General features: G+C 63.7%; 23 protein-coding genes and 1 tRNA gene. 17 read left to right on the top strand and 7 right to left on the bottom strand.

All coding sequences use genetic code 11. The annotated features are described in order from the left end of the window. Positions 1-15 precede the first annotated feature (15 nt). The 6 genes from DSM104635_RS11810 to DSM104635_RS11785 all read left to right on the top strand — a co-directional run bounded on the left by DSM104635_RS11810 (position 16) and on the right by DSM104635_RS11785 (position 3,913). Positions 16-975 (top strand): NAD(P)H-dependent flavin oxidoreductase, encoded by a 960-nt coding sequence (locus tag DSM104635_RS11810; RefSeq protein WP_158766391.1) that lies wholly within the window; start codon positions 16-18, stop codon positions 973-975. A 186-nt stretch (positions 976-1,161) separates the two neighbouring features. Next, positions 1,162-1,377 carry a hypothetical protein gene (locus tag DSM104635_RS11805; protein WP_158766390.1) on the top strand — a complete coding sequence of 72 codons (216 nt, stop codon included), beginning with the start codon at positions 1,162-1,164 and terminating at the stop codon, positions 1,375-1,377. An 11-nt stretch (positions 1,378-1,388) separates the two neighbouring features. Next, positions 1,389-1,844 carry a hypothetical protein gene (locus tag DSM104635_RS11800; RefSeq protein ID WP_158766389.1) on the top strand — a complete coding sequence of 152 codons (456 nt, stop codon included), beginning with the start codon at positions 1,389-1,391 and terminating at the stop codon, positions 1,842-1,844. Between the two features lie 12 nt (positions 1,845-1,856). Continuing rightward, complete coding sequence (locus DSM104635_RS11795) at positions 1,857-2,177, top strand: hypothetical protein (protein WP_158766388.1); 321 nt, start codon at positions 1,857-1,859, stop codon at positions 2,175-2,177. A 107-nt stretch (positions 2,178-2,284) separates the two neighbouring features. Then, positions 2,285-3,778 carry a glycerol kinase GlpK gene (glpK, locus tag DSM104635_RS11790; RefSeq protein WP_158766387.1) on the top strand — a complete coding sequence of 498 codons (1,494 nt, stop codon included), beginning with the start codon at positions 2,285-2,287 and terminating at the stop codon, positions 3,776-3,778. 62 nt (positions 3,779-3,840) lie between these two features. Further along, a tRNA-Lys gene (locus DSM104635_RS11785) sits at positions 3,841-3,913 on the top strand. Between the two features lie 11 nt (positions 3,914-3,924). Here DSM104635_RS11785 and DSM104635_RS11780 read toward each other — a convergent pair. Next, positions 3,925-4,260 (bottom strand): hypothetical protein, encoded by a 336-nt coding sequence (locus DSM104635_RS11780; RefSeq protein WP_158766386.1) that lies wholly within the window; start codon positions 4,258-4,260, stop codon positions 3,925-3,927. A gap of 549 nt (positions 4,261-4,809) precedes the next feature. Between DSM104635_RS11780 and DSM104635_RS11775 the strand changes: the two genes are divergently transcribed. The 7 genes from DSM104635_RS11775 (at position 4,810) to DSM104635_RS11745 (ending at position 11,720) form a co-directional block, all read left to right on the top strand. Next, entirely contained in the window at positions 4,810-5,856 is a 1,047-nt protein-coding gene (locus tag DSM104635_RS11775; protein ID WP_158766385.1) for an OmpA family protein, read from the top strand. 127 nt (positions 5,857-5,983) lie between these two features. Beyond that, positions 5,984-7,249 carry a hydrolase gene (locus tag DSM104635_RS11770; RefSeq protein WP_158766384.1) on the top strand — a complete coding sequence of 422 codons (1,266 nt, stop codon included), beginning with the start codon at positions 5,984-5,986 and terminating at the stop codon, positions 7,247-7,249. Continuing rightward, on the top strand, positions 7,246-8,280 hold the full coding sequence (gene astA, locus DSM104635_RS11765; RefSeq protein WP_228445670.1) for an arginine N-succinyltransferase: 1,035 nt from the start codon (positions 7,246-7,248) through the stop codon (positions 8,278-8,280). The genes DSM104635_RS11770 and astA overlap by 4 nt, the downstream gene beginning before the upstream one ends. Further along, positions 8,270-9,718 carry a succinylglutamate-semialdehyde dehydrogenase gene (gene astD / locus DSM104635_RS11760; RefSeq protein WP_158766383.1) on the top strand — a complete coding sequence of 483 codons (1,449 nt, stop codon included), beginning with the start codon at positions 8,270-8,272 and terminating at the stop codon, positions 9,716-9,718. The genes astA and astD overlap by 11 nt, the downstream gene beginning before the upstream one ends. After that, a complete protein-coding gene (gene astB, locus DSM104635_RS11755; RefSeq protein ID WP_158766382.1) occupies positions 9,715-11,055 on the top strand; it encodes an N-succinylarginine dihydrolase in 1,341 nt (446 codons plus the stop codon). The genes astD and astB overlap by 4 nt, the downstream gene beginning before the upstream one ends. 54 nt (positions 11,056-11,109) lie before the next feature. Further along, complete coding sequence (locus DSM104635_RS11750; protein WP_158766381.1) at positions 11,110-11,418, top strand: type II toxin-antitoxin system RelE/ParE family toxin; 309 nt, start codon at positions 11,110-11,112, stop codon at positions 11,416-11,418. Further along, the gene (locus tag DSM104635_RS11745) at positions 11,415-11,720 is read left to right on the top strand and encodes an addiction module antidote protein (RefSeq protein WP_158766380.1); all 306 of its coding nucleotides are present in this window, start codon (positions 11,415-11,417) and stop codon (positions 11,718-11,720) included. Before DSM104635_RS11750 ends, DSM104635_RS11745 begins: the two co-directional genes overlap by 4 nt. Positions 11,721-12,204: 484 nt before the next feature. Here the strand turns inward: DSM104635_RS11745 and hspQ are convergent, their stop codons facing one another. Further along, positions 12,205-12,528 carry a heat shock protein HspQ gene (hspQ, locus tag DSM104635_RS11740; protein WP_158766379.1) on the bottom strand — a complete coding sequence of 108 codons (324 nt, stop codon included), beginning with the start codon at positions 12,526-12,528 and terminating at the stop codon, positions 12,205-12,207. A 239-nt stretch (positions 12,529-12,767) separates the two neighbouring features. Between hspQ and DSM104635_RS11735 the strand changes: the two genes are divergently transcribed. Together DSM104635_RS11735 and DSM104635_RS11730 are read left to right on the top strand one after the other, a co-directional pair. Beyond that, a complete protein-coding gene (locus tag DSM104635_RS11735; RefSeq protein ID WP_158766378.1) occupies positions 12,768-13,811 on the top strand; it encodes a Ppx/GppA phosphatase family protein in 1,044 nt (347 codons plus the stop codon). Then, positions 13,808-14,518 carry an RlmE family RNA methyltransferase gene (locus DSM104635_RS11730; RefSeq protein WP_158766377.1) on the top strand — a complete coding sequence of 237 codons (711 nt, stop codon included), beginning with the start codon at positions 13,808-13,810 and terminating at the stop codon, positions 14,516-14,518. Before DSM104635_RS11735 ends, DSM104635_RS11730 begins: the two co-directional genes overlap by 4 nt. Here DSM104635_RS11730 and DSM104635_RS11725 read toward each other — a convergent pair whose 3' ends face one another. Next, positions 14,519-14,902 carry a VOC family protein gene (locus DSM104635_RS11725; RefSeq protein ID WP_158766376.1) on the bottom strand — a complete coding sequence of 128 codons (384 nt, stop codon included), beginning with the start codon at positions 14,900-14,902 and terminating at the stop codon, positions 14,519-14,521. 38 nt (positions 14,903-14,940) lie between these two features. Continuing rightward, positions 14,941-15,537, bottom strand: coding sequence for a DNA-3-methyladenine glycosylase I (locus DSM104635_RS11720; RefSeq protein WP_228445669.1), 597 nt, complete (start codon positions 15,535-15,537; stop codon positions 14,941-14,943). 217 nt (positions 15,538-15,754) lie between these two features. Here DSM104635_RS11720 and DSM104635_RS11715 point away from each other — a divergent pair, with 217 nt between their 5' ends. After that, the gene (locus DSM104635_RS11715; protein ID WP_158766374.1) at positions 15,755-16,159 is read left to right on the top strand and encodes an OmpA family protein; all 405 of its coding nucleotides are present in this window, start codon (positions 15,755-15,757) and stop codon (positions 16,157-16,159) included. Positions 16,160-16,225: 66 nt separating this feature from the next. Here the strand turns inward: DSM104635_RS11715 and guaA are convergent, their stop codons facing one another. Next, positions 16,226-17,824, bottom strand: coding sequence for a glutamine-hydrolyzing GMP synthase (gene guaA, locus DSM104635_RS11710; RefSeq protein ID WP_158766373.1), 1,599 nt, complete (start codon positions 17,822-17,824; stop codon positions 16,226-16,228). A 50-nt stretch (positions 17,825-17,874) separates the two neighbouring features. Continuing rightward, a complete protein-coding gene (locus DSM104635_RS11705) occupies positions 17,875-18,114 on the bottom strand; it encodes an acylphosphatase (protein WP_158766372.1) in 240 nt (79 codons plus the stop codon). 91 nt (positions 18,115-18,205) lie between these two features. Between DSM104635_RS11705 and DSM104635_RS11700 the strand changes: the two genes are divergently transcribed. Beyond that, on the top strand, positions 18,206-19,129 hold the full coding sequence (locus tag DSM104635_RS11700) for a hypothetical protein (RefSeq protein ID WP_158766371.1): 924 nt from the start codon (positions 18,206-18,208) through the stop codon (positions 19,127-19,129). Positions 19,130-19,137: 8 nt separating this feature from the next. Here DSM104635_RS11700 and DSM104635_RS11695 read toward each other — a convergent pair whose 3' ends face one another. Then, a complete protein-coding gene (locus DSM104635_RS11695; protein WP_158768079.1) occupies positions 19,138-20,694 on the bottom strand; it encodes a toll/interleukin-1 receptor domain-containing protein in 1,557 nt (518 codons plus the stop codon). Positions 20,695-21,175: the final 481 nt, after the last annotated feature.

The raw sequence follows: 21,175 nt of genomic DNA, 5'->3' as shown, positions 1-21,175 counted from the left end.
CAACCGGAGACCTCAATGGCCCTGCCACCTTTGTTCGACAAGTTGCGACTGCCGGCGGTCGGCGCCCCGCAATTCATCATCTCCAACCCGGATCTGGTGATCGCCCAATGCAAAGCCGGCATTGTCGGCGCGTTTCCCGCGCTGAATGCGCGCCCGCAACCGCTGCTGGATGATTGGCTCAACCGCATCAAGGATGAACTGGCCGCTTACGACGAGGCCAATCCGCATGCCCCGTCCGCGCCTTATGCCGTCAATCAAATCGTGCACAAGAGCAACGAACGCTTGGAACAGGACGTCGCGGCGTGCGTGAAACACAAAGTGCCCATCGTCATCACGTCGCTCGGCGCGCGGCCTGACGTGAACGACGCCGTCCATTCCTACGGCGGCATTGTTCTCCACGACATCATCAACATCAAATTCGCACATAAGGCGCTGGAGAAGGGCGCTGACGGCTTGATCGCCGTCGCCGCGGGCGCGGGCGGACATGCGGGCGCGTTGTCGCCGATCGCGCTGATCCACGAGATCCGCGAATTCTTTGACGGGCCGCTGCTGCTTTCGGGCGCCATCGCTTCGGGCCGCGGCATTCTTGCGGCGCAAGCCATGGGCGCCGATCTCGCCTACATGGGCTCCGCTTTCATCGCGACGACAGAAGCCAACGCGCCGCAGGGCTACAAGCAGATGATCGTCGACGCGACGGCGGGCGATATCGTCTATTCGAACCTCTTCACCGGCGTGCTCGGCAATTATCTGAAGCCGTCGATCATCAACGCCGGCCTCGATCCGGAGAATCTGGCGCAAAGCGATCCGAGCACGATGAAGTTCGGCGATAGCGGCTCGAAGGCGAAAGCCTGGAAGGACATTTGGGGCGCAGGCCAAGGCGTAGGCGCGGTGCACGAAGTTCTGCCCACCGCTGACCTCGTCGCGCGCCTGAAGCGCGAATACGACGAAGCAAAACGGAGGATTTGCGCGAGCTAATCCGCCAAAGGAGCGCAAAGCCAACAGGTTGGAGCGCGCGCCTTCAGGCGCGCATTTTCTCCATGCCCTCAAGCGTTTGCAAGCATGCGGGGCTGAAGCCCCGCGCTCCAACTTGCCAACGCCGGCGCTATTCTATCCGACCGAGTACTGAGCGCCCGTAGGCTCCTCCTATCAATCGAGGAGCCCATGACCACATCATCCACCGAACGAAGCGCGATCCACTCGCTCACGCTGCGCAGCGCCGCCGCCATCGCCATTGCGGCCGCCGCAAACCAGCTTGGCGTCACGCTGCCTGAAGGCGCGGCGCAAGAGCTGGCCGCCGCCGCTGTCGATCTCATCATCACCCTGGGTCTGGTCGGCGTCGCCGTCGGCCGCACCCGCGCCCGCGGCCCGCTGGTTTGAGGAGGGCAACCATGCATCATCCTCTCCGCGCGCTCGCGCTTTCGCTGGCCATTGCCGCAACGCCCGCCTGCGCGTCGCTGCAGATCGGCGAAACGCGGCTCGAAAACCCAGCCGCCGCCGCGCGCACGCTCGATCAGCGCGCTTATGCCATCCTCAACGCCTACGCCGCTGTGATTGAAGAGGCGACAGACATCGTCCGCGATCCCGCTGCGCCGATCAGCTTCAAGCGCGCGCTCAGCCAAGCCGAACGCGTCGCGACGCCGGCAGCGGAGACGCTTGAGATTGCCGTCGTCGCCTACATCCGCGCCCGCGGCGATTTCGAAGCCGCCTCCGGCGCCACACAGCCCACGCTCGAACGTGCGGCCACCGCGCTCACCATCGCCGCGCGGCGCTTGAGCGAAGCCATGCAAGCCGCCGAAGCGCCGATTTCTGAACTCGAAGACCTCGTCGGCGCGCGTCGCGGCTGAAGGAGAACACCCATGCTCAATCTCATGCTGCAATTGCAGATGCTGCTCGCCGCGCTCTCCGCATTCCTGCCGCTCGCACCGGACGACAGCCGCGAACGCGCCGCTGAGGTGCTGAACGTTGTCGCCAAGGCGCTTTCGGTTGGCGGCTCGATCGCGACCAATCTCGACGATCTCGCCGTGAAGCTCGCCGCCATCCGCGCCGAAGTCGAAGCGATGGCGCAGGCTGGCCGCAACGTGTCGCCGGAAGAACTGGACGCGGCCATGGCGCGCGTCCGCACCGCCTCGGCGGCGTTCCGCGCCGCGCTCGAGATTGCGGAGGCGGGCGCTCCTTAGCCTGCCGCCGCATAGGGGAGACGCCGGCCGGAGATTGCCCCTCCTGACCGCTGGTCTTCGGTCCGGTCTAGATTGACCTCGGCGTCTCCCCGTCCTTTGTTCGGCCCATGAACACGAGCGGCAAGCACATCCTCGCCATCGATCAGGGCACCACCTCCACCCGCGCCATCGCCTTCGATCTCGACTTCAACCCCCGCGCCACCGCGCAGATCGAACTGCAGCAGCGCTATCCGCAGCCAGGCTGGGTCGAACACGACGCCGAGGAAATCTGGGCAGCGACGCTCAAGGTTTGCCGCGATGCGATCGAGCAAGTCGGTGGCGCCGCCAACATCGCCGCCATTGGCATCACCAACCAGCGCGAAACCACCATCATCTGGGACCGCAAAACCGGCGCGCCGGTGCATCGCGCCATCGTCTGGCAAGATCGCCGCACGTCCGACGTTTGCGCTGCGTTGCGCGAAGCCGGGCACGAGAAACGCGTCCAGCAACTCACCGGGCTGCTGCTTGATCCCTACTTTTCCGGCAGCAAGATCGCCTGGATCCTCGATCACGATCCCGCGCTGCGCCGCCGTGCCGAGGCCGGCGAACTCGCGTTCGGCACGGTGGAATCCTTCCTGGTCTGGCGGCTCACGCAAGGCCACACCCATGCCTCAGACATCACCAACGCCTCACGCACGCTCGTGTTCGACATCAATACGCGCGTCTGGAGCGATGAGATGTGCGCGTTGCTCAACGTACCGCGCGCGCTGTTGCCCGAAGTCCGCGCCTGCGATGCGCATTTCGGCGACGCTGATGCTTCACTGTTCGGCCGCGCAATCCCGATCCACGGCATCGCCGGCGACCAGCAAGCCGCGCTCGTCGGGCACGGCTGCTTCGAGCCCGGTATGGCGAAAGCGACGTTCGGCACCGGCGCCTTCCTCGTCATGAATATGGGCGAGGCGCCGCCGCACTCCGCCAACCGGCTGCTCGCTACTGTTGGCTACGAAACCAAGCACGGCCACGCCTACGCGCTCGAAGGCTCGATCTTCTCCGCCGGCGCCACAATGCAATGGCTGCGCGATGGCTTGAAGCTGATCAAAACCTCCGCCGATTCCGAAGCCATCGCATCGGCGCTACCCGACAATGGCGGCGTCTACCTCGTACCAGCATTCGCTGGCCTCGGCGCGCCGCAATGGAACGCGGAAGCACGCGGCACAATCGTCGGTCTCACGCGCGACTCGCGTCTCGATCACATCGTTAGAGCTGGCCTGGAAGCCGTGGCGTATCAAACTGCCGACTTGCTTGGCGCGCTGCGGGCCGATGGCGCGCAGATATCCTGTTTGCTTATCGACGGCGGTCTCACGGCGAACGCGTGGGCGATGCAATTCTTGGCTGATATTTGCGATGTCGAAGTCGCGCGCCCGGCGTTCCAGGAAGTGACGGCGCTAGGCACGGCCAAGCTCGCGGCGTTCGGTTCTGGCGCGATTCCGAGCCTCGACAGCGCCAGCAGCGCTCCGAGCGTTCGTTGGACCTCGCGCATCGACGCCGATCAGCGCGCCACTCTTGTCGCCGGCTGGAAAAAAGCGGTCGCCGCAACGTTAGCTGCGGCGACCAAACACTAGCTTTTGTCGGCCCGCGCGGTTGCGCGGGGGAGGGCATCGGCTTAAGTGCCGCCCTCGCGTGAGAGCCTGTAGCTCAGTCGGTAGAGCATCTGACTTTTAATCAGAGGGTCCCGGGTTCGAATCCCGGCGGGCTCACGCTTTTTCCCTTAACGTCCGGCCTCGCCACCAATGGTGGTGCTCGGCGGCGGGACCGGTTCAGACGCGGGCGCTGCTGGCGCGGCTTGCGGAGCCGCAGTCGCCGGTGCGGCAGGTGCGGGCGTCGGCGTCACGGCATAGCCGCCGTCAGCGCGGTTCTCCGCCACTTGCTCGGTCTGCTCCTCCGCGACTAACGAAGGCGCGTTCGGATCATAAAATTCCATGACGCCCCAGGCGCCTAAGCCAAGCAGGGCGGCCAGGATGGCGACGCGCACCATCCCGCCACTCTTCATTTTATAGCGCGGCGGCGGGGCGTAGGGATCCAGTTCTTGTTGCTCACGGGGCATTGGGGGGCGCTCCTATTGGGTTACCAGGGCCAACCCATCGCCGCGCGCTCGGTTCCGCTGTGACGCTGTGGCAACATGGCCGGGAAATGACCGCGCCAGGCGCCTTTGCCGAGTCGGCGTGCGTGAAGTTCAGGATAAGGTCCGCCCGAAATTGAGTTCAGGGGACGTCCGAACTGCATACGCAGGGGCGATTGAGGGGATGGGGCCGCGCCGGGAGGGTCGCGGCCCCTTTTCTTTGGCTCGTTTCGGGGCCGTCTGAGATGACAGTGGAAAAGGGCGCCCCAAACACAACGCCCCCCAAAAAATAACCGCCTCGGCTCTGGACTTTCATGGACTCTGTGGCGGCACGGCGCCAAAATCGCGCTTAACGGCCTGAGCGGGGAACCTGTTCTGGGCGTCCGTCGTTCACGGAGGGGGTCCTTCTTTTAAGGGGCTTCTTCAAAGACGTGCGTTATCGGGGTTGTCAGATCCGGTTGTGAGCGCTTAGGCGCGAGTGGCTGCGTCGTGGCAATCTGAGGCGCAGGGGAAATTCGCTTAAGAGGGGTGATTATGAAATCGCGCATCACGAAGACCGTCGCGTTGGCCGCCTTGTTGGCCGGCGCTTCCGGCATCGCAAACGCCACTGAAGGTTGGTACGGCCGCGCCGACGTTGGGTATTCGGCTGATGGAACGCTCGACCTCGATCCGGCCTTCGCCGGTGAGAGTTCGTTTGATCTCGATAACGGATTTTCCGAGCATCTGGGCATCGGCTACGCGATGATGAACGGCTTCCGTTTGGAAGGCGAAATCGGCCATCGCTTCAACGATCTGCGCAGCGACTTCCTGGAAGACGGGAACGCCCGCGCCTGGTCGGCGATGTTCAACGCCTTCTACGACTTCAACCGTGACGGCTCAGCGCAGCCTTACCTCGGCCTCGGCGTCGGCGCGGCGCGTGTGGACGCGAGCCTCGCGGACCACGACTCGCTGACCTACATCAACGACGATGACACTGGCCTCGCCTATCAGGCGTTGGCCGGCGTCGCCATCGGCCTCACCGAACAACTCGATCTCGATATCGGCTACCGCTATTTTGTGGCGCCGGAACTCGAGTTCGACGGTTTCGAGCAAACCGAACCGCTCGCCTTTGACGGCGAGTACACACACCAAGCTGTAACGGTCGGTCTGCGCTATCAATTCGCAGCGGCCGAACCGCCGCCGCCGCCGCCGCCGCCGCCAGCGCCGCCGCCGCCGCCGCCGCCACCGCCAGTGGTGACGTGCCCGACGTCGGAATTCGTGGTGTACTTCGAGTGGGATCGCTCGAACCTCAACCAAGCAGCTCTCGAAACCATCGACGCCGCGGTCAACCGCGCCCGTCAGTGCAACGTCGGCGGCGTGGTGGTTGTCGGTCACACCGACACCTCGGGTTCGCCCGCCTACAACATCGGCCTCTCCGAGCGCCGTGCCTCCGTGGTTCGTGACGCCCTCGTGGCGCGCGGTGTCGCGGCCGGCTCGATCCGCTCAGAAGCACGCGGCGAAGCCGATCTCGCCCGTGCCACGCGCGACGGTGTGCGTGAGCCTCTGAACCGCCGTACCGCGGTGACGATCAGCTTCCGCTAATCGCCATCCACGGCTGAACTAAGCGAACGGGCCCGGAGCAATCCGGGCCCGTTTTGCATCTGAGCCGTTTGCGCCCGACGAGGCGCCTCGGCTGGCTTTTTGGGCGCCCCTCGGCTACTCCACGGCCATGCCAGCGACCACCAACGCCACCACCCCGCACCTCGCGTGGGGCGACGACGTCGCGCCTTTGCTCGACACGCTCGATGACGCGGCGGAGGCCATGGTCGCGCGCACCGAAGCCTGGTCGGCAATCAACTCAGGCTCCTTCGAACTGGCCGGCCTGGAGCGCATGCGCGCACCGCTGCTCGATGCGTGCGCGTCGTTGCCGGGCGATCTCCAAGTCGTGCCGCTCCAACCCTCACAGCGCATCAAGCCCGACGGCGAAGCGGCCGAGATCCAGCACGGCGCTTCGATTCGCCTCCGCGTTCGCCCCGATGCGCTAATCCAAATCGCGCTCACTGGCCACTACGACACCGTGTTTCCAGCTGTTCACGCCTTCCAGGCGCCGTGGCGCGAGGGCGAAACGCTGCGTGGCCCCGGCGTCGCCGACATGAAGGGCGGCATCAACGTGATGCTCGCCGCACTGCAGGCGTTCGAACAGCTCTCCGGCGAAAAGCGCGTCGGCTACGAAGTACTGCTGAGCCCGGACGAAGAAGTTGGCTCAATGGGTAGCGCGCCGCTGCTCGCCGAACTCGGGGCCAAGGCGCATCTCGGCATGACCTACGAGCCGGCAATGGCCGATGGCGCGCTGGTCGATGCGCGCAAGGGCTCTGCCAACTACCATCTCGCCATTCGCGGCCGTGCCGCACACGTCGGCCGCGCTTTCGGCGATGGCCGCAACGCCGTGATCGCCGCCGCTGACGCCGCGATGGCGCTCGCCCAGCTCAACGGCAAACGCGACGGCGTCACGTTCAACGTCGGCGCCATCGACGGCGGCAGCGCCGTCAACGTCGTGCCGGAGCGCGCGGTGCTGCGCTTCAATGTGCGCGTGCCCGATGTTGAGTCCGGCGCATGGGCGGAAGCGGAAGTGCAACGCATCGCCGCCGCCGCCAACGCGCGTGAGGGCATCGAAGCGCATCTCCATGGCGGCTTCACCCGTCCGCCCAAACCGCTCAACGCGCAGCAACAAACCATGGCCGCATGGACGCATCGCGCCGGCCAAGCGCTCGGCCTCGACCTACAATTCCGCCCCTCCGGCGGCGTCTGCGAGGGCAACAATCTCGCCGCCGCCGGCTGCCCGAACATCGACACGCTTGGCCCCTGCGGCGGCGGCCTTCACAGCGACCAGGAATTCGCCATCATCCCGAGCTTCGCAGAACGCGCGAAGCTCTCCTTCCTCATGCTCGCCGGCGTCGAACGCGGCTTGTTCGATCCAAAGAGCCTCCGCCCGTGACAGCGCCGATTTATGTGATGCGCGCCGCGGGGCCGGGCGATATTGCGGGCTTCCTGCAATTGCGCGAGATCGCCGGCGCGGGCTTCACCAGCCTGATGCTCGACGACGACCAGATGCTGAAGAAGCTGGAGCTGTCGCAAACGAGCTTCGCATCAGACACGCAAGGCCCTGGCGCCGAGCGCTACTTCATCGCGCTCGAACACATCGAAACCGGCGCGCTCGCCGGCTGCTGCGGTGTGAAGGCGACGATCGGCGAAGTGCCGCCGTTCTTCAATTTCCGCATGATCCGCGAAGCACAATCGTCGGCGCCGGCGAACCGACGCTTCGACATGGACGTGCTGATCGGCGTCAACGATTTCACCGGATGCTCCGAAGTCGGTTCGCTGTTCGTGCGCCCCGAACACCGCGCCGCCGGCGTTGGGCGCGCGCTTGCGCAATGCCGCTACATGCTGATGGCGACAGCGCCGCATCGCTTCCGCGATCAGGTGGTGTCGGAGCTGCGCGGCGTCGTCTCGCCGGAAGGCGTGTCACCGTTCTGGGAAGCCATCGGCCGCCACTTCTTCCGCATGGATTTCGCCGAAGCCGACAAGCTCAGCGCCACCACCGACAACCAGTTCATCCTCGACCTCATGCCGCAGCACCCGATCTACATCGATCTGCTACCGGAGGACGCGCGCGCCGTGATCGGCAAATGCCACCGCGACGGCGAGGGCGCCCGAAAGCTGCTGGGGTGGGAAGGCTTCAGCTTCTCCAACGTGATCGACATCTTCGATGGCGGCCCTCTCGTCAGCGCGCCGCGCGATCACATCCGCACCAAGCGCGAAAGCCGCCTTGTGCGCGTCAATGCGGGCGCCAATCTAGAAGGCGCCAAGCGCGCGCTGATCGCCGTGCCGCGTCTGAAAGACTATCGCTGCGTCTCGGCGCGCGTCGCGATCAACGGTGACACCCACACAGTGGATGGCGACACGCTGAAGGCGCTCGGCTTGCAAGACGGCGACGAAGCTCTGATCTGGATCGACAATGCGCACTGAACTCTACATCGGCGGCCAATGGCGCGAAGGCGGCGGCGAGCGCTTCTCCTCGCACGATCCCGTCACCGGCGACAAAGTGTGGCAAGGCCGCGCCGCCGACCCTGACGATGTCGCCGCCGCGATGGCTGCTGCGCGTCTCGCATTTCCCGGCTGGTCACGCCGTCCCGTCGAAGAGCGCGTTGAAATCGTCCGCGCTTTTGCCAAGGCGATCGAGAAACGCGGCGACGAACTCGTCCGCACCATCAGCCGCGAAATGGGCAAGGTGACATGGGACGCCAAAGGCGAACTCGGCACCATCATCGGCAAAGTCGAAATCTCCGTCCGCGCCCAAGCTGAACGCGCCGGCGGCAAGGAAGAGAAAGCCGCGTTCGGCGCCATGACGCTCTCACACCGCGCCCACGGCGTGCTCGCCGTGTTCGGGCCGTTCAATTTCCCCGGCCATCTGCCGAATGGCCACATCGTGCCCGCGCTGCTCGCCGGCAATTGCGTGCTGTTCAAGCCGAGCGAGTTCACGCCAGGCGTCGGCGACATCATGGTCGAAGCGTGGGAAGAGGCGGGCTTGCCCGCCGGCGTGCTCAACCTGCTTCAAGGCGCGCGCGAAACCGGCGCCGCTTTGCTCGACGCACCCGGACTTAACGGCGTTCTCTTTACCGGGTCCGCGCAAACCGGCGCGCTGATCCACAAAAAATTCGCCGGCCACCCCGACGTGCTGCTCGCGCTCGAACTCGGCGGCAACAATCCGTTGATCGTGTGGCCGCCCGTCGACGTGAAGGCAGCCGCCAACCTCATCGTCCATTCGGCGTTCGCCACCAGCGGCCAACGCTGCTCATGCGCCCGCCGCCTCATCGTGCCTGACAATGCCGATGGCGAAGCCATCATCAAAGCTGCCGCCGAACTCGCGGCGAAGGTCAGCGTCGGCGCCGCCGACAGCGCCAGCGACGTGTTCATGGGCCCGCTCGTGAACGCGCACGCCGCCGATCGCGCCGTGAAGATGGAGCAGGGCCTCGTCGCCATGGGCGGCAAAGCCGTTCTGCCGGTGAAGCGCGACGGCGCCTTCGTGCATCCCGCCATCGTCGACGTCACCGGCCTCAACGTGCCCGACGAAGAGCTGTTCGGACCACTGCTGCAAGTCTATCGCGTGCAGGATTTCGACCACGCGCTCGATGTCGCCAACGCCACCCGCTTCGGCCTTGCCGGCGGCCTGATCAGCGATGATCCAGCGCTGTGGGCGCGGGTGAAAAACGAAATGCGTGTCGGCATCCTCAACTGGAATCGCCCCACCACTGGCGCGTCCGGCGCAATGCCGTTCGGCGGCCCCGGCCTCTCCGGTTCGCTGCGCCCGAGCGCCTACTACGCCGCTGACTACGTCGCGTACCCCGTCGCCACGCAGCTCTCCGAGAAAGCAACGCCGATCGCAGCGCCCGGCCTTCCAGAATGAGCGGCGCCGAAGAGATCAATTTCGACGGTCTCGTCGGCCCGACGCACAATTACGCCGGCCTCTCCGAAGGCAACCTCGCCTCGGCCCGCAACGCCAACATGACCGCGCGCCCGCGCGAAGCAGCACTCCAAGGCATCGCCAAAATGCGCCGCCTGCGCGCGCTTGGCCTGCAACAAGGCGTGCTGCCGCCGCACGAGCGGCCAAACATCACGTGGCTGCGCTCACTCGGCCTCACCGGTACGGACGGCGAAATCTGGGCCAAGGCGTGGAAAACCGAACCCACCATCGCGCGCGCAGCACTCGCAGCGTCCGCAATGTGGGCCGCCAACGCCGCCACCATCTCACCCAGCGCCGATTGCGCCGATGGCCGTCTCCACGCCACCGTCGCCAATCTGCAAACCATGCTTCACCGCATCCTCGAAGCGGAGCAAACCGAACGCACGCTGCGCCGCCTGATGCCGGACGACGCGCGCTTCGCTATCCATCCCGCTCTATTGCCGCACGACGCGCTCTCCGACGAAGGCGCCGCCAACCACATGCGCATGGCGAAAGACGCCGGCTCACCCGGCGTCGAGATTTTTGTTCACGGCCGCAAAGCCAGCGAAACCAAAGCCGGCTTCCCGGCGCGCCAGACCCTCGAAGCCTGCCAAGCCATCGCGCGCCTGCATGGGCTCGACACTGCAAACGCCGTGCACGCCCGCCAAGCCCCCGAAGCGATCGACGCCGGCGCCTTCCACAACGACGTTGTCGCCGTCGCGCACGAGCAGGTGCTGTTCCACCACGAAAACGCGTTCGCCGACAAAGCCGCGCTCTACGCCGAGATCCGCGCCAAGGCGAAGGGCTTCGAGCCGGTGTTCGTCGAAGTCCCGCGCGCGCGTGTGGGACTGGACGACGCCGTCACGTCCTATCTCTTCAACTCGCAACTGGTGCGCCTGCCTGGTGCGTCATCGCTCACGCTGATCGCGCCGAGCGAAGTGCGCGAAAACAACCGCACCGCGTCCTATGTCGCCGAGATGATCACGCAGCCAAACGCGGCAATCGGCAATGTCGAATACGTCGAAGTCCGCGAAAGCATGCGCAACGGCGGCGGCCCCGCGTGCCTGCGCCTCCGCATCGTCATGACCCCCAACGAACGCGCCGCCGCCGCGCAAGGCTTCTTCCTCACCGACGCACTCGCCGACAACCTCGAAGCCTGGGTCCGCAAACACTACCGCGAAGAGCTAGCCCCGGATGATCTTGGCGACCCCACACTCGTCGCCGAAACGCAGAGCGCGCTCGACGAACTGTCGCGCATCTTGCCGCTCGGCGCGGACTTCTATCAGTTCCAGCGCGGGTGATCGACCTGCCGCGCTAGGCGCTTGACGCGGGTAGCTTATACGCTACAATGGTGCGTGCCGAAAGTTATCGAGACTGAGGCTTTTGCGACTTGGCTGTCCGCGCTCAAGGATAGCGTCGCGAAAACGCGGATCGTTGCCAGGATCAAGCGCCTTGCGGCGGGATCGCCTGGAGACGTGAAGCCAGTCGGCGACGGCGTAAGCGAACTGCGTTTCCGGTTCGGGCCGGGCTACCGGGTATACTTCGCCAAACGTGGCGAGGAGCTGATCATAATCCTCGGCGGCGGCGACAAGGATACGCAGGCCAGGGATATCAAGGCGGCGCTGAAATTGTGGGGCGAGGTCAAGAAGGAAGATTCGAAATGAGTGTAAAAACCCGCCCGTTCGATGCGGCGAACTATCTCGATACGCCAGAAGACGTAGCCAATTATCTTGACGCGATGTTTGAAGACGCGCTCGAACACGACGATACATCGCTGATCGCCGCCGCCCTTGGTGATGTCGCGCGGTCCAAGGGCATGGCCGTGATCGCCGACCAAACCGGGCTCTCGCGCGAGAGCCTCTATCGTACGCTCAGCGAGGCTGGCAATCCGACGCTTTCGACCTTGAACAGCGTCCTCAACGCCATGGGGCTGCGTCTCAGCGTCAAAGCGCTTGAACGAGCGTGATGTTAACCCACGCGACGACCTCACGCGCGTCCTGCCGCTGGGTTCAGACTTCTATCCATTTCAGAGAGAGCTGCGTTGAAAAGTCGTTGCCCCGCTTGCACTGTTACTTGTCGCGTCCGTCGCAGCTTGTGAGCAACAGTTCGATCGGAACGCGTTGGGCGCAAGGTGCCGGCGGCATTGATGATCTCGACAATCCTCGCGCGGGGATGATCGGTTCAGCGAGTGCTGCGGGAGTGCGAGTGGGGGTTAACCGGGTATTGGTTCGCGACCTTCTAGGCGAACCCGACGCTACTGACGACCACGCGGACACTTATTACCTCGGCATTTCGTCGACAGGGGTCGATCCACATTAACATGACGATCGTGTACGACGCGGGTGACGCCGTCGAGAGTATCGGACTTCATCCAAGGCTAAAAACAAAACCGGCAGCTCGCGGGCCATGCGAGCTGCCGATTGTCGTTCTAACCACGTGACCAGAAGCGCTTAGTTCAAGCTCTCCGGACGCAGCTTGTATTCACCGTCATCCGTTTCATCGAACAACAGTTCGATCTGCGGATGTTCGACCGGTTCGCCGGTGTCGTCGGCGATCAAATTCTGTTCTGAGACATACGCAACGTAGTGGCTGTCCGAGTTCTCGGCGAACAGATGGTAGAAGGGTTGCTTGCGGTCCGGCCGTACGGGTTCGGGAATGGCGTCGAGCCATTCGTCCGTATTTGAGAATTCCGGATCCACGTCGAACACGACGCCGCGGAACGGAAACAGCTTGTGGCGGACCACCTGACCAATGGAGAATTTGGCTTCCTGCATCTTCTCCTCCTTCTACTCCTCCTAACGTTGCCTCTCGCCAGGATAAGGTATGAAGCGATAACGCGCGCCACAAGGATTGGAGCCATCGACACGAATATGTGTGTCCTGGTGGCGCCGTTCGGCCACAGAAGCCCTTGGAAACACGCGATTCAGGCTGCGTTCATCCGGCAAATTCGGCTAGCATTGTCCCGAATAGGCATTGCCGGGCAGCCAGCGCTTCCCCGGCGGAACGGTTTACGATGAACAAGGATGGGCGGGCGCAAGCGTCGCGGAGCGGCGCGCGCCACGGCCCGCGATCGCGTGCGCCGCTCTACGCGGCGCTCGATCTGGGCACAAACAACTGCCGCATGCTGATCGCGGCTGCCGATGACAACGGCGGCTTGCGCGTGGTCGACGGCTTCTCGCGCATCGTGCGGTTGGGCGAGGGCCTCGCGCACACCGGCAAGCTCAGCGACGAAGCGATGTCGCGCTCTTACCAGGCGTTGCAAGCCTGCGCGCAACGCATCGAAGCGCGCGGACCTGTCGCGATTGGTTGCGTGGCCACGCAAGCCTGCCGCGCCGCGTCGAACGGGCAGACGTTTCTCAATCGCATCGAGAAGGACATTGGCCTGAAGTTCGACGTCATCAGCTCGGAAGAAGAGGCGCACCTTTCGGTGCTCGGCTGCGCCAGCTTGCTGGAGCCGGACGCCGAGGTTGCGCTGATCGTCGATATTGGCGGCGGTTCAACCGAATTTTCGTGGGTCTCACCTAAAGAGGTGATCGCCGGAGGCCTGGATGCGCCAATTCTCTCATGGGGCACCGCGCCGCTCGGCGTCGTCACGCTGGCCGAGGAAGAGAGTGAGCCGGAGACGGATCGGGATGCTTGGTTTGATGGTCTCGTCACGCGGCTCGCCGAGATGATCTCGCAGGTCGGCGATGCGCAGCATTTGCGCCAAGCGTTTGTCGATGGCCGCGCGCATGTGATCGGCACCTCCGGCACCGTCACCAGCCTCGCCGGCGTCCACCTCGAACTGCCGCGCTACCAGCGCGCGCGCGTCGACGGCTATTGGTTCGACACGGGCGACTGCCGCGCCGTGATCACGCGCATGCTGCACCAGTCGCTCGACGAGCGCGCCGCCAACCCTTGCGTCGGCAAGGACCGCGCCGATCTCGTGGTCCTCGGCGGCGCCATCCTCGATGCTGTGCTCCGCGTTTGGCCCGCGCCGCGCATCCGCGTAGCGGACAGAGGCTTGCGCGAAGGCGTGCTTATGCGCTTGATCGCCAAGCACGGAGGTCGCGCATGACCGACGACCCACCCGAAGAACCTAAGCGCCGCTGGCGCAACAAAATAACCGGCGGCTCGAGTGAAGCGCGCGCGCTCGGCGAACGCGTGCTCAAGAAGAACATCCGCTCGGAAAGCTCACGGCGCTGGATCGAGCGCCAGATCAACGATCCCTACGTCGCCCGCGCCCGAGCCGAAGGCTGGCGCGCGCGTTCGGCGTTCAAGCTGATCGAGCTCGACGACAAGTATCACCTGATCAAACGCGGCATGCGCATCGTCGACCTGGGCGCCGCACCCGGCGGCTGGCTGCAAGTCGCGATCAAGCGCGGCGCGGGCGCCGTCGTCGGCATCGATCTCTTGGAGATCGAACCCGTGACCGGCGCCACCGTCTTCCAGATGGATTTCCTCGATCGCGAAGCGCCCGCCGCGCTGCTGAAAGCGCTCGGCGGCAAGCCCGATCTCGTGCTCTCCGACATGGCCGCCAACACCACCGGCCACGCCCGGACCGATCAGATCCGCACCGGCGCACTCGCCGAAGCCGCGGCGACCTTCGCCATCCAGCACACCGCACCCGGCGGCGCGTTCGTGACCAAGGCGTTTCAAGGCGGCCTCGACGCGACGCTGCTCGCCGAACTGAAGCGCACCTTCTCGTCAGTGCGCCACGCCAAACCGCCCTCCAGCCGGAAAGGCAGCCCCGAAGTGTTTCTCGTCGCGCTGGGACGGAAGTGATCAGCCCATCTCGTACGGCTTGGTGATCGCTTCGTACCAATGACCCTCCGGCCCACGAAAGTAGAAGCCACGGCCGCCGAAGTGCGTGTTGATCTGGTTCTCCACATTTCCCATCGGATCGGCCCAATAGGTGAGCCCGCGCTCTTTGATGCGCGCGAAGATCTGATCGAACTCGGCGTCCGACACCAGAAACGCAAAGTGCCGGCTCTTCACCGGATCGCCGCCGCTATTGATGAAATCCAAGCTGACGCCGTTCTCGGTCTTCACCACCAGGAACGGCCCGAACGCGATCGGCGCTTCCAGTCCGAAGATGTCTGCGAGAAATTGCGCCGACACCGCCTTGTCGTCCGCGTGCACGATGGTGTGATTGAGTTCGATCGCCATGCGCGAAATTTGGGGCTCGCACCCGCCGCAGGCAAGTCTCAGCGCTTCGCGCGTTTCTTAAAATCCGGATGCCGGTAGCAGCTGACCAGATGGTCGTTGACCATGCCCGTCGCCTGCATGAACGCGTACACGATCGTCGGCCCGACAAACTTGAAACCGCGCTGCTTCAGCGCCTTCGACATCGCCTGCGAAGTCTCCGTCTCCGCCGGGATCGGACCTCCCGGTTTCAGGTGATTCACGATCGGCTCGCCGCCGACGAAGTTCCAGAGAAAGTCCGAGAACGAAACGCCTTCCTTCTCCAGCGCCAGATACGCCTTCGCCGACGCTGCCACGCCCTCGATCTTCAACCGATTGCGCACGATGCCTTCATCGGCCATCAGCTTCGCGACCTTCGCCGGCGTGTAGCGCGCGATCTTCACCGGATCGAAGCCGTCAAACGCGCGGCGATAATTCTCGCGCTTGCGCAAAATCGTGATCCACGACAGCCCCGCCTGCGCGCCTTCAAGCTGCAGCATCTCAAACAACGCGCGGCTATCGCGCAGCGGCACGCCCCATTCCTTGTCGTGATACGCGAGATAGAGCGGATCGCTGCCCGGCCATATGCATCGCGGCTTGTCAGGAAGCTCTCGGGTCATGCCCATAGAGCTGACTCGGAAAAAGGCGGCAGGCAACTGGCCGCAAGCGTTGGAAGTAAGTTTTCGTCCGTGCCTTTCAGCTGGTTAGCTCATCGTCCCCGCGCGCCCGGAACAACGACCCGAACCACGCAGTTCTTCGCCAAGAGCAAGGTGGAGTTTCAAGATGCGTACTTTACTTCTGAGCGTTTGCGCGGGTTCACTTCTGGCGGGCGCGGCAATGGCGCAGACGGTCCCGCCGGCCGGCACCCCGCCGCCCGTGCAATGCATCGGCGCCGAGGGCGTCGTCTATTTTGATCTTGGCTCCGCGCGGCTGAACGCCGAGAGTCAAAGCTCGCTCCAAGACGTGGCTAACGCGCGGCGGGCCGATTGCACAACGCAGATCACCTTGACCGGCCATACCGATGCGACCGGTTCCGTTGCCCGCAATCGCCGGCTTGCGCAGCAGCGCGCGGAAGCGGTCAAGCAACAGCTGGTGTCCTTGGGCGTGCCGCCGGAGGAAATCGCCATCGCCGCGGCGGCCGAAAGCATGCCGCAATCGGACAGCGAGGACCGGCTCAATCGCCGCGTCACCGTGGTTCTTGCCGCAAGCCCAGCTACGCCGCTTGCGGAACCAGCGACGTAGCGCCGTCGCGTCATAGAGCTTGGTCGAGAGAGCGGCTTCCGTTGAACGGGAGCCGCTCTCTTCATCTCACTCCCACTCAATCGTCCCCGGCGGCTTCGACGTCACGTCGTACACCACCCGGTTCACGCCGCGCACTTCATTGATGATGCGCGTCGCGGCGCGGCCGAGGAAATCCATCGAGTAGGGGAAGAAGTCCGCCGTCATGCCGTCGCTCGACGTCACCGCCCGCAGCGCACACACATACTCATACGTCCGCCCATCGCCCATCACGCCGACCGTCTTCACCGGCAACAACACCGCGAACGCCTGCCAAATCTTATCGTACAGCCCCGCCTTGCGAATCTCGTCGAGATAAACCGCATCCGCCTCGCGCAGAATATCGCACTTCTCTTTGGTGATTTCGCCCGGAATGCGGATCGCCAGCCCCGGCCCCGGAAACGGATGGCGCCCCACGAACGTCTCCGGCAACCCAAGCTCACGCCCGAGCGCGCGCACTTCATCCTTGAAGAGATCGCGCAGCGGCTCGACCAGCTTCATGTTCATCCGCTCCGGCAAGCCGCCCACATTGTGGTGCGACTTGATCGTCACGCTCGGCCCGCCAATCGCCGACACGCTCTCGATCACGTCCGGATACAAAGTCCCTTGCGCCAGGAATGCAGCGCCGCCGATTCCATTCGCCTTCTCCTCGAACACATCGATGAAGAGCTTGCCGATGGTCTTGCGCTTCACTTCCGGATCGCTGACGCCCGCCAGCGCGCCCAAAAAGCGCTCGCTCTCATCAGCATGGATCAGCGGAATATTGTAGTGATCGCGGAAGAGGGACACGACTTGGCGGCCCTCATCCTTCCGCATCAGCCCGTGATCGACGAACACGCAGTGCAGCCGGTCGCCGATCGCTTCATGGATCAGCACCGCCGCCACCGACGAATCCACGCCGCCCGACAGCCCGCAAATCACCGTCCCATCGCCGACCTGCGCGCGAATCCGCGCGATGGCTTCGTCCTTGAACGCCGCCATGGTCCAATCGCCTTTGAGCCCAGCGATGCGATGCGTGAAATTGCGCAACAGCTTCGCGCCATCCGGCGTGTGCACCACTTCGGGGTGAAACATCGTCGAATAGAAGCGCCGCTTTTCATCGACCGCGATCGCAAACGGCGCGTTCTCGCTCGTCGCGATCACTTCAAAGCCCGACGCCAATTCCGTCACGCGATCGCCGTGGCTCATCCACACCGGATAGCGCTCGCCCACGCTCCAGCAGCCCTCGAACAGCGGCGAGCTTTTCTTGATCTCGACATCGGCGCGCCCGAACTCGCGCGCGTGCCCGCCTTCGACCACGCCGCCAAGCTGCACATGCATGGTCTGCTGCCCGTAGCAGATCGCCAGGATCGGCACGCCGAGCTTGAACGCTTCCTCAGGCGCGCGCGGGCTCTCGCCCTCGGTGACGCTCGCCGGCCCGCCGGAAAAGATGATCGCCTGCGGCGCGTACGCCTTCAGGAACGCGGCATCGACTTTGTTGAACGGATGGATCTCGCAATAGACCCCGCTCTCCCGCACGCGCCGCGCGATCAGCTGCGTAACCTGCGACCCGAAGTCGATGATCAGAACGCGTTCGTGGGAGGAGGAGGGAGCGGTGGAGGGAGCGGATTTCGCTGTGCTTTGCGCCATGGCCTGAAATGGAGTGCGTCGCGGCGATCGTCAATTCGCGGAAATGCGATTCAGGCCCGCTTTTTCCGCAGTGCTTGCACCTTCGCGCTTTGGGCTGCCCGAAAGCCTTCGACGGTGCAGCTTAGTGTTCCGTTGGAGAGCAGGGCCCATCCCTTTAGGACAAACCGATCGGCTCGGCGCTGAACGCTGGCCCGCGAGTGATCGACATTCATCGATCCGCGCAACGCCAAGACTTCGAGCAACGGCGCGTCCGCCTTGGCAACTCGTACGATGCCGCTCGTTTTGGCCATGGTTGGGTTCTCCGCAACTGACGCGCATCCTAGCGTTGCAGACTTATCCCCAGATGTTAAGGTTCGTTAACCATCTCGGGGGAGTGGGCGAATGGACGGCATATTCGGTTCGTTGGACTTGCCGTCTTTCGGCGCGATCCAAGCGAGCGTCATGGGCGCATGCGCCTACGTTGTTGGCCATTCGTACGAGTGGTGGCTTACCTTTTGGAATCATCCGCTCGGCAAGGCGCTCCTACTTCTAGGAGGAGTTTTTCTGATCGTTTGGCTCATCGCGCTGATCTACAGCGGTGAAGTTCAGCGAAGTCTCAGTGGGCCAATAGAGTTTCGTGCTCCGACCGGACGGCCATTGGATGAACGAGTCATTCAAGCTCCGCGCGCGATCATTCCCCAAAAGCTCGATGGTCTGTGGGCCAACTGCACATTCTTTCTCGTCTACGTCGATGCGCGAGGTCGGTCGGTGCACAAACCCGTCTACAAACGTCACATGCAACTGACGGTGTTGCCACGGAGGTTAGCGGCCCGGCCTGATCTCGCGACGCTGATGATCAAGGATGCTTACGAAGGTATCGAGAATCTCACGTTCGACCACGTGACGGAGCCAGATAGCGAAGCAGTTTGTCTTTCCGGGTCAATCGGCGACACAATCACCGCAAATGCTCAGCGCGAACTTCGAAAACCCATCGATCGATTGGAACGCATCAAGCGAATCCCACTTTACAGGATGATGCGACGTGAGGGAGCGGCCAAACGCCGACCGGCGCCCGATCAAGAAGCAACAGTTCAATTCAGAATGCGATTTCACACGAGCCCGTGGTTCGTGCTATCCGCTCATCCTGATCGAGAGGTGAAGACCACGGCTTGGTTGACCGTCCTCACGAGTATTTTCGCTCTCGCGATGCAGCTTATGTACGGCACATGGCCAGGGACAGATCGCGCCAGGGGCGCGACGCCGGAACCAGGCGGCACACAGGTCGATACGACTCGCCCCGTTACTGTGCCTCGTCCGCCTTCTTGAACGGCGGCTCAGAACGGCTGCGACCGATCCTCCCAGACCGAAATGCGGCCGTCTTCTGCCCCGGCCGCGAGATACTTTCCGCTCGCAGAGAACGCGACCGAGGTGATACCGCGATCGTGCCAGCCTTCGCGCGGAAGCGGGATCGCCTCGTGCGCGGAATAATCATGCAAGCGCGGTTGCACAGCGCTCGATCCCACGGCCAAAACCGGCGCACGCGGATGAAGCGCGATTGATTTCACTGGAGGCGCGTCGTCCAAAATTGTGTGCGGACGCGGCTTGATGAACGGCCCAGTCCCCGGACCCCAGTCGTGAAACTTAACTTCAGAGTCGAGCGGGCTTTCGGAAACGATGGCAAGCAACCCTTGCTTCATTTCACCATCAACCAGCTTCGGGCCGAGCGCGAACTGGACGAACGTGTCGAAGCGATCATCAATCTGGAACGCGTCTTCGTTCGTCTTGGCGTCGATAACGCGGACCTTGCCGAGCTTGTCGCCGACGATGACACCTTCAAGCACGTCGCAGTAGAGGACGCGCGTCGCCATAGCGTGCGCGCCCTCGCGTAGCTGGAGTGGGCGTGGGTGACGCGGCGTGCCTTCGGAAGTCCAGGTTGCGACGCGCGCTCCTCCAACGGTGACGATGTCACCATCGGGGAGAAAGCAAGCGTCCAATACGCCATCACGATGCTGGCCGCCGACGCGCTTAGCGAAAGCCATCTCCGCAACGCCACAACTCTCGTTGTGCCTAAGTTCACAGATCAATCGCTGCAACGCGCGATCGTGGACCCGAGCGATGCCATCGCGGCACGCAAGCACGACGCGTTCGCCATCACTGGAAAACTGCGCGCGCGCTATGGAATTCTTGGAGTATTCGTTGCCGGAATCCGGCGACAAGTAAGTGCCGTCGTTCCCTTGCTCGGCTAACCCGGGACGAATGGCGACGCCGTCCTCATCGTAGGTACCACGACCGCCGACGCTGGCCTTTGAAGCCAACCAAAGCGACGCGCGTCCTTCGGACCCGCTTGAGATTAGTCGAGCGTCTTCGGTCGGGTGAAAGGCGATGTGAGTGACGCGCTCGTGGACCGGTCCGCCACCTAGCCAGCCTTTGAACCTATAGTCGGGGAGCTGGTTGCACTTGGCGCTGACGGTGCGGGTGACGTTGAGCCAGCCGTTGTGAATTTGATCTGGCGATTTCCAGTCGCGAAGATTGGTGATCTGTTGATCGGCAAGCCATTCGGGCAGTTCGTCAGGCTTCAGCGGATCGAAGGTGACCGCGACGAGCTTGTCTTCTTGCTGCGCTCGAAATGCTTCGTAGTTCACCCAACCGCTCGTCGCTGCCTTTTTTGACCAGATCGCAACGATGCACCGGGCGCGTTTCAGTTTGCCTTCAATTTCGGCGCGCCAGCGTTTGTCTGAACTCAGCTTCTGGTCCAGCCAAACATTGCGGTTGTCGCGGCGAAGCGCGGCAGCCAGTCGCTTTGCTTGCGCCGCGTTGTCCCGCTGATACGAGATGAAAATGTCCGCGCCTCGGCCTTCTGCGTCGTCGCCTGACCCCGGACGTTGAGCCATTCCCACTTGCCTCCCAGCGCAGGGAGTATGGTTAACAAATTAAGGCAATGCAATCTTCGGTTCAGATCGCGCCGACCTCCGAGCACCGCTCCGGCTGTGCACCTTCTCGTCCGGAGCGGGCATCGCTGAGGCGCAGTGCGATAGAGAAAGAACAGGAGAGATGGACACCATCGAATACCAACGCGCAGCGCGAAAACGCCGGAAAGGGATGCATGTCACAGTCTGCGCGTCGTTGTTTCTTGTGCTGACCGTGTGGGTGGGATTTAGCGCGCCCTTCGAGACTGGATCAGGAGAGTGTAAGGACTACAGGGGCGGATGCTCAGCCGCCGGCCCCGGTTCAGACATCCCCGAGTGTTACGCAGTTGAATGCTGGATCGCTGATGCAGTGCACGGATAGGGCACGTGTCTATCCTCGAAGAATTCGATCCAACTCCCTGATTTCGTTCGCCCCACCCAAAAATCTATCCGACCGACCCCGCAC

Source organism: Terricaulis silvestris (genome assembly GCF_009792355.1).
GTDB lineage: Bacteria > Pseudomonadota > Alphaproteobacteria > Caulobacterales > Aquidulcibacteraceae > Vitreimonas > Vitreimonas silvestris.
This window is presented reverse-complemented; position numbering and strand designations above follow the sequence as displayed.